11 protein-coding genes and 1 pseudogene are annotated in these 13,381 nt (G+C 70.6%); 7 read left to right on the forward strand and 5 right to left on the reverse strand.

Going from position 1 to position 13,381, the window contains the following annotated elements:
* Positions 1 to 570 precede the first annotated feature (570 nt).
* Both AB0L21_RS12420 and AB0L21_RS12425 read right to left on the reverse strand, forming a co-directional pair.
* Positions 571 to 1,103, reverse strand: a pseudogene (locus tag AB0L21_RS12420) (ABC transporter ATP-binding protein); the annotation flags it as partial.
* 13 nt (positions 1,104 to 1,116) lie between these two features.
* Positions 1,117 to 2,010, reverse strand: coding sequence for a helix-turn-helix transcriptional regulator (locus AB0L21_RS12425; RefSeq protein ID WP_365783764.1), 894 nt, complete (start codon positions 2,008 to 2,010; stop codon positions 1,117 to 1,119).
* Positions 2,011 to 2,259: 249 nt separating this feature from the next.
* Here AB0L21_RS12425 and AB0L21_RS12430 point away from each other — a divergent pair, with 249 nt between their 5' ends.
* Together AB0L21_RS12430 and AB0L21_RS12435 are read left to right on the forward strand one after the other, a co-directional pair.
* Complete coding sequence (locus AB0L21_RS12430) at positions 2,260 to 3,729, forward strand: MFS transporter (protein WP_365783766.1); 1,470 nt, start codon at positions 2,260 to 2,262, stop codon at positions 3,727 to 3,729.
* 770 nt (positions 3,730 to 4,499) lie between these two features.
* Complete coding sequence (locus tag AB0L21_RS12435) at positions 4,500 to 5,153, forward strand: NAD(P)H-binding protein (RefSeq protein ID WP_365783768.1); 654 nt, start codon at positions 4,500 to 4,502, stop codon at positions 5,151 to 5,153.
* 137 nt (positions 5,154 to 5,290) lie between these two features.
* Here the strand turns inward: AB0L21_RS12435 and AB0L21_RS12440 are convergent, their stop codons facing one another.
* A complete protein-coding gene (locus AB0L21_RS12440) occupies positions 5,291 to 6,052 on the reverse strand; it encodes a DeoR/GlpR family DNA-binding transcription regulator (RefSeq protein ID WP_365707429.1) in 762 nt (253 codons plus the stop codon).
* Between the two features lie 88 nt (positions 6,053 to 6,140).
* On the opposite strand from AB0L21_RS12440, the gene AB0L21_RS12445 reads away from it, so the two are divergent.
* Positions 6,141 to 7,328, forward strand: coding sequence for an MFS transporter (locus tag AB0L21_RS12445; protein ID WP_365783771.1), 1,188 nt, complete (start codon positions 6,141 to 6,143; stop codon positions 7,326 to 7,328).
* A 765-nt stretch (positions 7,329 to 8,093) separates the two neighbouring features.
* On the opposite strand, the gene AB0L21_RS12450 is transcribed toward AB0L21_RS12445, so the two are convergent.
* On the reverse strand, positions 8,094 to 8,870 hold the full coding sequence (locus AB0L21_RS12450; RefSeq protein ID WP_365783773.1) for an IclR family transcriptional regulator: 777 nt from the start codon (positions 8,868 to 8,870) through the stop codon (positions 8,094 to 8,096).
* A 10-nt stretch (positions 8,871 to 8,880) separates the two neighbouring features.
* Positions 8,881 to 9,342, reverse strand: coding sequence for a MarR family transcriptional regulator (locus AB0L21_RS12455; protein ID WP_365707435.1), 462 nt, complete (start codon positions 9,340 to 9,342; stop codon positions 8,881 to 8,883).
* 235 nt (positions 9,343 to 9,577) lie between these two features.
* On the opposite strand from AB0L21_RS12455, the gene AB0L21_RS12460 reads away from it, so the two are divergent.
* Genes AB0L21_RS12460 through AB0L21_RS12475 form a run of 4 tightly spaced genes read left to right on the forward strand, consistent with a single transcriptional unit; the run spans position 9,578 to position 13,356 of the window.
* A complete protein-coding gene (locus AB0L21_RS12460; protein ID WP_365783775.1) occupies positions 9,578 to 10,495 on the forward strand; it encodes an SDR family oxidoreductase in 918 nt (305 codons plus the stop codon).
* Positions 10,495 to 11,370 carry an amidohydrolase family protein gene (locus AB0L21_RS12465; RefSeq protein WP_365783777.1) on the forward strand — a complete coding sequence of 292 codons (876 nt, stop codon included), beginning with the start codon at positions 10,495 to 10,497 and terminating at the stop codon, positions 11,368 to 11,370. Before AB0L21_RS12460 ends, AB0L21_RS12465 begins: the two co-directional genes overlap by 1 nt.
* A gap of 12 nt (positions 11,371 to 11,382) precedes the next feature.
* Positions 11,383 to 12,888, forward strand: coding sequence for an o-succinylbenzoate--CoA ligase (gene menE, locus AB0L21_RS12470; protein ID WP_365783778.1), 1,506 nt, complete (start codon positions 11,383 to 11,385; stop codon positions 12,886 to 12,888).
* A gap of 12 nt (positions 12,889 to 12,900) precedes the next feature.
* Complete coding sequence (locus AB0L21_RS12475; RefSeq protein WP_365783780.1) at positions 12,901 to 13,356, forward strand: MaoC family dehydratase; 456 nt, start codon at positions 12,901 to 12,903, stop codon at positions 13,354 to 13,356.
* Positions 13,357 to 13,381 lie beyond the last annotated feature (25 nt).

A 13,381-nucleotide genomic window follows, 5' to 3' on the forward strand; every position in this document is an offset into this window, starting at 1 on the left:
TTCCTGGGCCGCGCTACTGCGTGGGGCAAACCGCCCCTCGTGGGGGGGCTCGGGGGGGGGGGCGGGGGCGCCATCCGCCACCCGGGCCCCGAGCTTTCAACACCATCTACCGGCCGACTGCGCCGGCCTTCTTTGTCCGCAGGTTCCGCCTGGGAGGGCGGGGCTGCGGGGATCGCGGATGCGTGACCGGGGACCACCTTCCAATCCGGGGCCTGCGGTACCCGGGCGGACTGCTTCCTCGCCCGGGCGATCCTGATGGCGTTCTGCTCCTTACCTTCGGTTACTCGGTTGTACTGCTGGATACCGCGGGTACTGCTCACGACCTTTCGGGTCGCGTCCTGCTTGACCTGCTTGCACGGCAGTGCGTCTCTGCCGTGCCCACTTCGACTTCTGGGTACGACAGAAACAGTAACCCTTCGGAAGGGCAATGTCTACTGTCACCGTGGCAGATTTTCTGTACCCCATCCGCCAGCACCTGCCTGTGGCCGCGCCATGCCCACACTGCCTCCCAGATGCCGGGCTCGAACCATGGCGCCGCTGGTGCGGCGGGCCACCGTCACCATGAGGTCATCAGTGGTCCTGGGAAGGCTCCAGGAGTTCGGCGAAGGTTCTGCCGGCGTGGACGAGGTCGTCGTACCGGCGCTGTTCGGTGATCCGGCCGTGCTCCCTCACGATGATGTGGTCGGCGATCGGCGGCGATCGCTTTGATCTTCTCGCAGATCCGGCGCGCGCCGCGCGGGTCCGTCTGGGAGGTGGGCTCGTCCAGGATCAGCAGCTCGGGCGGCCGGTACAAGGCCCGTGGAACAGGCGACGCGCTGCCACTGGCCGCCGGACAGCTCCGAGCCGCCGAAGACCCACCGGGACGTCGTCGTGGGTGCGGGGCCGGCCGAGGGTGACGTTCTCGCGGACCCGCAGCGGCCACTGGGCGAAGATCTGCGGCATCAGACCGGTGCAGCGCCAGACGGTCGCGGAGCTGACCTCGGCGAGGTCGGTGCCGTTCCAGGTGGCTCTGCCCTGGTGGGCAGGTAGATCCCGGTGAGCAGCCGGCTGAGCGTGGACTTCCCCGAGCCGTTCGCTCCGACGACGGCGAGGATCTGGCCGCGCAGGCGCGCGCCGTCAGCGCCGCGCGGTCGCGGAGACGTCCTCGTCGATCGAGCCCTCGGAGGCGGCCACGCTGCCCAGCAGGCGCAGCGCCGCCTCGGAGGGCGAGCCGGGCTCGGCGGTGTATGCGATCAGCCGCTGTCCGGACGTACCGGGGATGACGAGGTTCTCGAAGCTGAGGTCCATCGCGCCGACGAGCGGATGGTGCAGCCGCTTCACGCCCGAGGTGCAGGTGCGCACCGGGTGCCTTGCCCAGCGGGAGGCGAACTCGTCGCACTGGACGGTGAGCTGGCCGACGAGCTCGGCCAACCCGCGGTCGTCGGGGTGGCGGCCGGCCACCTGGCGCAGGGAGGCGACGGCGAGCTGCGCCTCCTCGTTCCAGTCGGTGTACAGCTCGCGGTACTGCTCGTCCAGGAAGAGCATGCGCGTCAGGTTGGGGCGGTTGCCCGGGGCGTCGGGGCTGTCGGACGGCAGGTGTCCGGCGAGCAGGGCGTGGCCCAGCACGTTCCAGGCGAGGACATCGTTGCGGCGGTCCAGGACGAGCGCCGGCACGTCCGTCATCGCGGCCAGCAGCTGGCGTGCGGAGGCGCTGGCGTGTTCCACCCGCAGCGGTGCCGGGCGGGACACGCCGGAGGGGCGGGCCAGGTCCTTCAGGTGCGCGGTCTCGTCCTCGGTGAGCCGCAGGGTGCGGGCGATCGCGTCCAGCACGGCGTCCGACGCGCTCGTGAAACGGCCCTGTTCGAGGCGGGTGTAGTGGGTGATGCTGACGCCGGCGAGCATGGCCAGCTCCTCCCTGCGCAGCCCGGTGACGCGGCGGCGGGTCGGATGCGGCGTGATGCCGACGTCCTCGGGCCGGAGTGCGGCACGGCGGGACTTGAGGAAGTCTCCCAGCTCGGACGGCGCGTCCATCGATGCCTCCCGTGTCGTACGTGCCCGGCCGCACGGCCGCCGGGCAACGCTGCTCGCGGTGGTGAGCGGCTCTTCGTCCATGATGCCCGCAGGTCACGGCAGTCGGGAGCGGTAAGGGTGGTCATGACGTGACCACCCTTGCGCCGGCTGTGCAGGACAGGGTTCTGGCTGACCTCGCCGACGCGGACGAGTCTCTTTCCCGAGCGGCGCGCAAGACGCCCGCGCTTGAGAGAAAGGGACATCGACCTCATGTCCATCACCGATGCGGAAACCACCGGTACGACCGGTACTGCGGGTGCCCCCGGTGCGGGCGCCGGTACGGCCCCGGCCGTCCTCACCCCCCGGCTGCGGCTGGTGCTGGTGCTGCTGCTCGCGGCCCAGTTCATGCTGGCCGTGGACTTCTCCATCCTGAACGTCGCCCTGCCGGTGATCGGCGAGGGCCTCGGCTTCTCCCTGGCGCACCTCCAGTGGATCGGGACCGCGTTCGCCCTGTGCGCGGCCGGCTTCACCCTGCTGTTCGGACGTGTCGCCGACCTGTTCGGGCGCCGGCGGCTCTTCCTCGGCGGCCTCGCGGTGCTGGGTGTGGCCTCGCTGGCGGGCGGCCTGGCGCAGAGCCCCGAGGTGCTGCTCGCGGCACGGGTCTTCCAGGGCCTGGCCACCGCGGCGGTGACCCCGGCCGGCCTGTCCCTGCTGACCACGTCGTTCCCCGAGGGGCCGCTGCGTGAGAAGGCCCTCGGCCTGAACGGCGCGCTGATGTCCGCCGGGTTCACCACCGGCGCCATCCTCGGCGGCCTGCTGACCGACCTGCTGTCGTGGCGATGGGCGTTCTTCATCAACGTGCCCGTCGCCCTCGCCGTTGTCCTCGTCGCACCGACCGTCATCAAGGAGTCCCGTCCCGACGAGCGCCCGAAGCTGGACGTGCCCGGTTCCGTCAGCGTCACGCTCGGTCTGCTCGCCATCGTCTTCGGCCTCACGCAGGCCGGCGAACACGGCTGGGGCTCGTCCTCGGCGCTGCTGCCCCTGGCCACCGGTGTCCTGCTGCTCCTGGTCTTCTACGCCGTCGAGCGCAACGTGGCGGCGCCCCTGGTGCCACTCGGCGTGCTCGGCAAGCGGTCGGTGGCCTGGGGCAACCTCGCCGGTCTGATCGCCTTCCTCACCGAGACCTCCCTGGTCTTCCTGCTCACCCTCTACCTCCAGGAGGTCCTGGGCTTCTCGGCGCTGGCCGCGGGTCTGTCCTTCGGCGTGCTGGGCATCGGCACGGTCGTCGGCGGATCCATCGCCCCGAAAGTCATCGGGAAGATCGGCAGCAAGAGCACGCTGATCGTCGGCGGGCTGCTGCAGACGGTGTTCACGGCCGCCCTGCTCGGCCTCGGCGACGACCGCGGGTGGATGTGGCTGCTGCTGGCCGCCACCTTCGCCGGCGGCGTCGGGAACATGCTCGTCATCGTCGGCTTCATGGTCACCGCCACCTCCGGGCTGGCCGACCACGAACAGGGCCTGGCCACCGGGCTCGCCACGATGACGCAGCAGATCGGCATCACCATGGGCACGCCGATCATGAGCGCCATCGCCACCGCCGCGATGACCGGCACCGGCACCGGCGCCTCTGCCGTCCTCGGCGGCCTGAAGGTGGCGATCGCGGTGAACGCCGCCATCGTGCTCCTGGGCACGCTCACCAGCGCCGTCTTCCTGCGCGGCGCGGCCTCCCGTGCGCAGTGACGCCCGGCGGTACGCGCCGCACGACGACCGTCCGGGCCGCCGCGAGGCCACGGCCCGCCCGGACGGCCGTCAGCCCGGCGGGGGCCGCCTGGGAGACCGCCAGATCCGGGACAGCGCTGAAATGCAGCGTCCCGGTGGTACGGGGGAGAACCACCGGGACGGCAACACCCAGCCTACGCCGCTCTGTTCGCCCGTGCGGGGAGATTGCGGGACGCGTCCGGATACGGCCGTTCGGGCCGACCGCTGCCCGGCCCGACATCGTCGACCGGACCAGACCGCGTCTGACTCGTGGACGGATGATCGTATGACAGGGCGTTGACTCGATCACCTGGCCCAGTTCGGGGAAGGCGTGCCTGCGCCTGGTGTTTGCCCGCCTGCGGGTGGCCGGTGCCACCACCACGGTGGACCCGGCCTGGTGCCGCAGGGGCTGCCTGGCCCTTCTGCGCGAGGTCCACGACCTGCGTGCCGCCTCCCCGGCCCTGGACTCCGCGGACGCTCCGGACGAGACCGGGGCGAAGGTCGCTCCGCTCCTGCGAACTGTGCTCGGTGCGCTGGGCGGCAGTCACGACACGATGGCAGCCCTCGCGCTCGGCGGCCGACCGCAGGCGAAGGGGGGTAGCTGTGTTCGGCAGATGATGTGTCATCGAGCGCACGGGGCCGACGGCCGGTGCGTGGTCGGAATCCCCGTGCGGACAGGCGCCGTTGATGGCCCTGGGATCGGTCTCGTGAGGGAGCCGAAGAGTCGCATCGAGAGAAACGGAGCATCCGAGGTGGACGTCTTCATCATCGGCATCACCGGCGGCATCGGTGATGTGCTGGCGCGGAAGCTGCGCTCTCGGGGAGACACCGTGCACGGGCTCGTTCGCCGGGACGACCAGCAGGCCGCCCTCGCCGCACAAGGGGTGCAGGCAACCGTCGGCGACCTTGCCGGCATGACCGTGGAAGAACTGGCGGCAGCATTCGGTGACGTTGACGTGATCGTCTTCAGCGCCGGCTCGAATGGCGGCAGCAGGGAGGTCACGAAAGCCATCGACGGCGACGGGGTCGTCAAGGCGCTCAATGCGGCACGCCTCGCCGGTGTGGAGCGCTTCGTGCTGGTGTCGGTGCTTCCGGAATCATGGCGGGAACGCGATCTCGGCGACGAGGTCGAGTACTACTTCGCCGTCAAGAAGGGTGCGGATGTCGCCGTCAGCCGCAGCGACCTGAACTGGCTGATCCTCCGTCCGTCCCTGCTTGTCGACGACCCGGGAATCGGCACCGTATCCCTCGGACCGGCGGAGCTCCATGGCCAGATCGCTCGCGAGGACGTGGCCGCCACGCTCGCTGAACTGCTTCACGAGCCCCGGATCGGCAGGCAGATCCTCGAACTCAACACGGGATCGACACCCATCGAAGAGGCGGTCCGGGTGAACGTCCGCTCCTGACCGCCCGGTTGGTTCGTCCAGGCCGTGGGATGAGGCCGCAGGCCGCGGACATGCCCTCCTCCACCGCGGAACCAGCGGCTACCACGGCCGGGCGCAATGCGCGTGTCTGTCTTGGGGCCGGGATGCGGGGGCCGGATTCAGACGATCTTGAGAGTGGTGCCGCTGTTCTCGAGTGCGGTGGTCTCGTCGGCGGGCGCGGTGGTGTCGGTGACGAGGATGTCGACCAAGGTGGAGGGCCCGACGTAGGCGTGTGTGATGCGGCCGAGTTTGCTGCCGTCGGCGGCGGCGATGATGCGACGTGCGGATGTGATGACCGCCTTCTTCACCGCCGCTTCGTCGAGGTCGTAGGCGGTCATGCCGTCGCCGGCGGTCAGGCCGCAGCAGCCCAGGACGGCGGTGTCGAAGCGCAACGCCGACAGGGAGGCGAGGGTAAGGGGCCCGGTGAGGGCTCCTTCGCCGGCGCGGGGCCGGCCCCCGGGGACGAGGAGTGCGGTCGGTTCGGGGGCGCCGCTGAGGACGTCGATCGCCTGCAGTGACAGGGGCATCACGGTGATCTGCCGCCCGCGCAGCAGGCGCGCGACTTCCAGACAGGTCGTGCCGCTGTCCAGCAGGACGGTCTCACCGTCGGTGATGAGCGAGGCCACCTCTGCCGCGATCCGACGTTTGGCGTCGACGGCTTCATGGGTGCGCAGCGCGAAGGGCGGTTCGTCCCCTCGCAGGAGGAGGGTGCGAGCCCCGCCGCGGAACCGTTCGAGGACGCCTTGCGCGGCCAGGTGGTCCAGATCGCGACGGACGGTCATTTCCGAGGCACCCGTCAGGCCGGCCAGTTCGGCGACCGTGGCCGTTCCTGCCTCCTGGACGGCCTGGGTGATCAGTCGATGACGCTCCACGGTGCTCATACCGTGATTCAACACCACCGTCTGCGAACATGTAAGACGTTCGAAAGGGCGTGTTCCAAACAGTCATCGTGTTCGTTATGGTGGCCGCATGAAAAGAGCGCTGCGCGTCTCTCGCGTCGTGACGTTTGTCTATTTCGTCCTCAATGGCGTGTTGCTGGGCATGTGGGTGGTACAGATCCCGGCCGTCGAGGAACGCGTGGGCATCAGTCACGCGGCCCTGGGCGGGTTCCTCGTGTTGCTGGGGGCCGGGGCGTTCGCCGGCATGCAGGTCGGCGGGCGTCTGTCCGACCGGCTCGGTACGCGCACCGTCGTTCCGGCGGCCGGAGTGCTGTGCAGCGTGACCCTGGTGCTGCCGGGTCTCGCCCAGGAGCCCTGGGCCCTCGGAGCGGCCCTGCTGGTCTTCGGTTTCGGGAACGGCACCCTCGACGTGAGCATGAACGCGCACGCCGTGCAGGTGGAGAAGGCGTACGAGCGGCCCGTCATGTCGGCTTTCCATGCCACGTTCTCCGTCGGCGGCGTCCTGGCCGCGCTCGCCGGCGCCGTGGCCATCGACATCGGATGGGACGCGGCCACGACGCTGGGCGCCGCCGCAGGCGTCGGCGTCATCACCGCCCTGGTAGCGGCTGGTGGTCTACTGCCCGCGGAGCCGGCCGCCCCCGTGACTGATACGCAGGGGGAGCCCGAGGTGAGGAACCGCTCCGTTCCCACCCGGATCTGGCTCCTGGCCGTTCTGGCTCTGCTGATCATGCTGTGTGAGGGAGCCGCCAACGACTGGAGCGTCCTGCATCTCAAGACCGTTCTGGGCGCGCAGGAGAGCACCGCCGCCTTCGCTTATGGGACGTATGCGGCGACGATGACCATCGGCAGGCTCCTGGCGGACCGGATGTCCGCGCGGTTCGGGCCGGCCGCCGTCCTGCGGTACGGCTCAGCCCTGGCCGGCGTCGGCATCACGATCGTGGCCCTCTCGCCATGGGTCTGGGCGGCACTGACCGGCTGGGCGCTGTTCGGCCTGGGTCTGTCCGGCTGTATCCCGCAACTGTTCAGCGCCGCGGGACACGCCGACCCCGCGGCTGCGGGCACCAACGTGTCCCGGGTCGCCGGACTCGGCTACATCGGCATGCTCGCGGGCCCCGCTGTCATCGGCTGGATGACCCATCTCATGGCTCTCAACCACGCCTTCCTGCTCCTCGCCCTGTTCTGCGCGACGGCTGCCGCGGCGGCCGGCGTCCTGCGCCCCTCGCCGGAGCGGTCGCGCGTAGTCGAGCTGACATCCTGACCGCCTGCGCGGCGCGGCCTGACGACGCGCCGCGCAGGCTTTTCCCTCTGGTGCACGGTCGCCTTCCCGACGCGTGCACCACCAGGAGAGCGGGATGCCGAGAACACGACGGTTCCCTCCGGTGCACGGGCCTGAGCCATGCGACTCCCGCCGGGTGCCGACCTCCGCAGACGAACCTCCACGTGCCCGCCGGCACCGTTCGTCCCGCTGTGGTCGTCTGGAGCCACGGCGGTGCCTGGATGTCCGGGGACCGCCGATACCGGCCGGAAACGCTGCCGCCCACCTAAACCTCCTGTCGGTTCGGGTGTCGAGGACCGGCGTGTCTCGTCGTCACCGTTGAAGTCCTCCAGGATGCGGAACCTGCCGTCCGGAAGAGGCCGGGACGGCGGCGCGTCAGCACATTCTGCCGACGTACACAGCCCAGCCCTGGGCCGGGACGCCATCACGTCCGGCGCCGTCACTTGGTCGCCCGGGTCGGGGACCGGTTCGCCGTCTGCTCCTGCTCCGTCTGCCCCTGGAACGCCTGAAGCTCCCCGTGCAGTTGACCTGCGCGCGACGGCTCCTGCGAGGCAACGCAGCCGTGGGTGCGACGACTTACGGCGCACTGACGCTCCCGCCCGACCCGGACGTCTGGTGCAGAGGGCTCTGCCGGGCCTTCGACCGCCCGCCGACCGTCGCAGAGCGCCCGCTCCTGCCGCCGCCGGCTGCCGCCGGGCTCCGACACTTCGGGTTCCTGCCCCAAGGCCCGAACCGTGCGACCTCGGCTCAGCGTGCCTCCGGCTGCCACCCCAGCGCCCGTGATATTCCCCGCGCCGCGAGCCGTACCGCCGGGATCAGCGCGGGTACCTGGGCCGTCGCGTGCGGGACCACGATCGACACGGCCGCGATCACTCCGCCGTCGCGGCCGGGTATGGGGGCCGCCACCGACAGGGCGTCTTCGGTGATCTGCCGGCTGCTCACCGCCACGCCGGACCGCCGCACTTCGGCCAGTTCGCGGCGCAGTCGCGCAGGATCCGCGATGGTGTACGGAGTGAACGCGGCCAGCGGCCCCTCGCAGTAGGCCTCTTGGAACGGTTGCCCGCTGTTGGCCAGCAGCGCGAGCCCGACCCCGGTGGCGTGCAGCGGCCAGCGGGCGCCGACCCGGATATGGACGCCGACGGCGGAGCGCCCCGAGAGCCACTCGATGTACACGACCTCCCTGCCGTCGCGCACCGCCAGCTGCACGTTCTCGTGCGTCGCCTCGTACAGGTCCTCCAGGTACGGCAGCGCCACCTGCCGCAGCGCGAGCCCGCGCGGGGCGAGCGCCGCGACCTCCCAGAGCCTGAGGCCCACGTGGTAGACACCCTCCGCGTCCCGCTCCAGGGCGCCCCACTCGGTCAGCGCCCCCACCAGCCGGTGCGTGGTGGTGAGGGGGAGCCCGGCCCGGCGGCTGATGTCGGTCAGACAGAGCGCCGGATGCGCGTGGTCGAAGGCCGCGAGCACGGCGAGCAGCCGGTCCGGTGCGGAGCGCACCGTCTGCGGGGGCAGCGCGTCGGCGGTCATCGGGACGGCGTCACCCGAGCCCGCTCTCGGCGACCCTCAGCAGTAGCGTGTGCAGGACGTCCCGCTCCTCGGCGTCGAGCGGCCGGAGCAGTTCGCCCGTGACCCGCGAACCCGCCTCGTCGGTGTCGCGCAGGAAGACGCGGCCGGCCTCGGTGAGCACGACGATACGGCTGCGCCGGTCGTCCGGGGAAGGGCGGCGCTCGGCGAACCCCAGTCTCTCCAGGTCGTCGACCAGGCCGACGATCGCGCTCGGGTCGTAGCCGAGGGAGGTGCTCAACTCCCGCTGCAGGGCGCCCTCGGAGGTGGCGAGGAAACGCAGCAGCGCATAGTGGCGCAGCCGCAGGCCGGACTCCTGGAGGAAGGCGTTGAACAGCTGGCCCGAGCGCAGCCCGAGCCGGTACAGCAGATAGCCGGTGTCCGCGTGCAGCCCGCGCATCCACGGCTCCCGGGCGTCGATCGGGGCAGAGCCCACGGCGTGTTCTGGGGCGTGCTGGCCGGTGATGGCGGGCTCCCTGGGCCGGGCCTCCGGACGGAGGCGGGACGTACTACGTGCTCCCCACAGCATGCCGCACGGACCGGTCGGCAACAACTATTGACGATAACAATGATTGTCCATAGCTTCGATCTCGAAGCCGCACGCCGCCGGAGCCGCAGGCGCCCCTGCTGCAGCGCGCCCGGTGGCCGACCCCTGTGGAAGGGACCCGCTCGTGCCCAGCATCGATCTCACCGGCAAGGTGGCCGTCGTCACCGGAAGCGGCCGTGGCCTCGGCCTGGCCTACGCCCACGCCCTTGCCGCCCACGGCGCCTCCGTGGTCGTGAACGACGTCGACGAGGCCGTCGCAGAGCAGGCCGTGAAGTCCATCGCCAAGGCGGGCGGCAAGGCCGTGGCCGAGGTCGTCGCGGTCGGCACGAGCGAGGCCGCCGACCGTCTGGTGGGCCGTGCGGTCGAGGAGTTCGGCCGGCTCGACGTCCTGGTCACCAACGCCGGCATCCTGCGCGACAAGGTGCTGTGGAAGATGACCGACGACGACTTCGACGCGGTGATCACCACTCATCTGCGCGGCACCTTCACCTGCGCCCGCGCCGCCGCCGTCCGCATGCGTGAGCAGGGCGAGGGCGGCACGATGATCCTGGTCGGCTCCCCGGCCGGACAGCGCGGCAACTTCGGACAGACCAACTACGCCGCCGCCAAGGCCGGCATCGCCGCCATGGCCCGCACCTGGTCGATGGAGCTGGCCCGCGCGCACATCACCGTCAACGCGATCGTGCCGGTCGCCGCCACCGCCATGACGGAGACCATCCCGGCCTTCGCCCCCTACATCGAGGCCATGAAGAACGGCGAGCCGCTGCCCGAATTCCTCCGCAAAGGCGAGGGTTTCGGCACCCCCGAGGACTGCGCCGCTCTCGTACCCTTCCTCGCCTCCGAGGCCGCACGCGGTGTGACCGGCCAAGCCATCGGCATCGGCGGCGACAAGGTGGCACTCTGGTCGCATCCGCAGGAGATCACGGCGGCGTACACCGACGGCGGCTGGTCCCCGGACACCCTCGCCGACGTCTGGGCCACCTCCGTCGGCGCCCGACCGCAGACCGTCGGCATCCCCGCGCCGAAGTTCCCGGAGGCGTGATGGACCTCGACGGACTCGTCGCGATCGACGTCCACACGCACTGCGAGGTGTCCTCCACGGGCCACCTCTCGCTGGACGACGACCTGCACGCAGCCTCCTCCGCCTACTTCAGGGTGGAGGGCAAGCGGAAGCCGACCCTGGAGGAGACCGCCGCCTATTACCGTGAGCGGAAGATGGCCGCCGTCATCTTCACGGTCGACGCCGAGTCCGCGACCGGCACCGAGCCCGTCCCCAACGAGGAGGTCGCCGGGGCAGCCGCCGCCAACCCGGACGTGCTGATCCCCTTCGCCTCCATCGACCCCTTCCGCGGCAAGGCCGGCGTCAGGCAGGCCCGCCGTCTGGTCGAGGAGTACGGGGTCAAGGGCTTCAAGTTCCACCCCAGTATCCAGGGCTTCTTCCCCAACGACCGCTCGGTGGCGTACGACCTGTACGAGGTCATCGAGGAGACCGGCGCCATCGCCCTGTTCCACACGGGCCAGACCGGCATCGGCGCCGGCGTTCCCGGCGGGGGCGGCATCCGGCTGAAGTACTCCAACCCGCTGCACGTGGACGACGTAGCCGCCGACTTCCCCCACTTGAAGATCATCCTGGCGCACCCGTCGTTCCCCTGGCAGGACGAGGCCCTCGCGGTCGCCACGCACAAACCCGGCGTGCACATCGACCTGTCCGGCTGGTCGCCGAAGTACTTCCCGCCGCAGCTCGTGCAGTACGCCAACACCTTGCTCAAGGACAAGGTGCTCTTCGGCTCCGACTTCCCCGTCCTCACGCCCGACCGCTGGCTCGCCGACTTCGAGAAGCTGTCGGTCAAGGACGAGGTCCGGTCGAAGATCCTCAAGGAGAACGCCGCCCGCCTGCTCGGGCTGACGCAAGCGTGAAGGGGCCGTGAGATGCGCAACGAGGGACTGGGGTCGTGGCCCGCACGCCGGGCCCGCAAGACCCCGCACCGCACCGCCCTGATCCACGGCGACCGGAGCGTCACCTACGCCGAGCTGAACGAACGCACCACCCGCCTCGCGCACGCCCTGCGCGCCCGGGGAGTCCGCCGCGGCGACCGGATCGCCTACCTCGGCCCCAACCACCCCGCCTACCTGGAGACGCTGTTCGCCGCGGGCACCCTCGGCGCGGTCTTCGTCCCGCTCAACATCCGCCTCGCCGGCCCCGAGATCGCCTACCAGCTCGCCGACTCGGGCGCCAAGGCCCTCGTCCACGCGCCCTCGCTGGCCGCCCTCGTCACCGGGCTGCCGGGCAGCACCGATGTCCGCGCGTACGTCGAAGTGGGCGCCGAGTACGAGGAGTTGCTCGCCGCCGCGAGCGACGAACCGATCGACCAGCCCGTCCCCCTCGACGACACCTGCATGATCATGTACACCTCGGGGACCACGGGCCGGCCCAAGGGCGCCATGCTCACGCACGGCAACCTGGTGTGGAACGCGTTCAACGTCCTCGTCGACCACGACCTGATCGCCGACGAACGCGCCCTGGTCTCCGCCCCGTTGTTCCACACGGCCGGGCTGAACATGCTCACCCTGCCGGTCCTGCTCAAGGGCGGCACCTGCGTCCTGGTCGAGGCCTTCGACCCGGACGCCACCTTCGACCTGATCGAACGCCACCGCATCACCTTCATGTTCGGGGTGCCGACCATGTTCGACCAGGTGGCCCGGCACGCGCGCTGGGACGGGGCCGACCTGTCCAGCCTGCGCATCCTCACCTGCGGCGGCTCACCGGTTCCGACCCCGCTGATCGCCAAGTACCAGGAGCGCGGGCTCACCTTCCTCCAGGGCTACGGCATGACGGAGGCCGCGCCCGGCACGCTCTTCCTGGACGCCGAGCACGCGGTCGGAAAGGCGGGTTCGGCCGGTGTGCCGCACTTCTTCAGCGACGTACGGGTGGTGCGGCCCGACCTCGCACCGGTCGACGTCGGCGAGACGGGCGAGGTCCTGGTGCGCGGCCCGCACGTCATGTCCGGCTACTGGGGGCTGCCGGAGGAGACCGCGGCCGTCTTCGCCGACGGCTGGTTCCGCAGCGGGGACGCGGCCCGCGTGGACGAGGACGGGTACGTCTACATCGTCGACCGCATCAAGGACATGATTATCTCGGGCGGCGAGAACATCTACCCCGCCGAGATCGAGGACCAGCTCCTCGCACACCCCGACATCGTCGAGTGCGCCGTCATCGGCGCGCCCGACGAGAAGTGGGGCGAGGTGCCGCGCGCGGTCGTCGTCCCCCGCGAGGGCGCCACGCTCGACCCGGACGAGGTGATCGCCTCACTCTCCGGTCGGCTGGCCAAGTACAAGATCCCCAAGTCGGTGGTGATCGCGGACGCCCTCCCGCGCACCGCCTCCGGAAAGCTCCTGAAATCCCGTGTCCGCTCCCGGTACGGCACCACCTCCTAGACAAGGACGAAGATGAGCATCACCGTCAACGGCCTCGACGAACTCAAGAAGCTCGCCGGCAGCGACCTCGGCACCAGCGAGTGGACCGAGGTCACCCAGGAGCGGATCAACACCTTCGCCGACGCGACGGGCGACCACCAGTGGATCCACGTCGACCCGGAGAAGGCCGAGGAGGGCCCGTTCGGCGCGCCCATCGCGCACGGCTATCTGACCCTGTCCCTCTTCATCCCGCTCTTCACCGAGCTGCTGGAGGTCGAGGGCGTGTCGACGAAGGTCAACTACGGTCTGAACAAGGTGCGTTTCCCGGCACCGGTGAAGGTCGGCTCCCGTATCCGGCTGGTCGCGAAACTCGCCTCTGTGGAGGACGTGCCGGGCGGGGTGCAGATCGCCGTCGACGGCACGATAGAGATCGACGGCGGCGGAAAGCCCGCGGCCGTCCTGCAGAGCCTGTCACGGTTCTACGTCTGAGCAGGCAGGCTCTGCCCGGGGCCTG

Source organism: Streptomyces sp. NPDC052721 (assembly GCF_040678315.1).
GTDB lineage: Bacteria > Actinomycetota > Actinomycetes > Streptomycetales > Streptomycetaceae > Streptomyces.

Coding starts and splice junctions, on each gene's coding strand:
- AB0L21_RS12425 (WP_365783764.1), bottom strand. CDS start 2,010: ATGGACGCGCCGTCCGAGCTGGGAGACTTCCTCAAGTCCCGCCGTGCC.
- AB0L21_RS12430 (WP_365783766.1), top strand. CDS start 2,260: ATGTCCATCACCGATGCGGAAACCACCGGTACGACCGGTACTGCGGGT.
- AB0L21_RS12440 (WP_365707429.1), bottom strand. CDS start 6,052: ATGAGCACCGTGGAGCGTCATCGACTGATCACCCAGGCCGTCCAGGAG.
- AB0L21_RS12445 (WP_365783771.1), top strand. CDS start 6,141: ATGAAAAGAGCGCTGCGCGTCTCTCGCGTCGTGACGTTTGTCTATTTC.
- AB0L21_RS12450 (WP_365783773.1), bottom strand. CDS start 8,870: ATGACCGCCGACGCGCTGCCCCCGCAGACGGTGCGCTCCGCACCGGAC.
- AB0L21_RS12465 (WP_365783777.1), top strand. CDS start 10,495: ATGGACCTCGACGGACTCGTCGCGATCGACGTCCACACGCACTGCGAG.
- menE (WP_365783778.1), top strand. CDS start 11,383: ATGCGCAACGAGGGACTGGGGTCGTGGCCCGCACGCCGGGCCCGCAAG.
- AB0L21_RS12475 (WP_365783780.1), top strand. CDS start 12,901: ATGAGCATCACCGTCAACGGCCTCGACGAACTCAAGAAGCTCGCCGGC.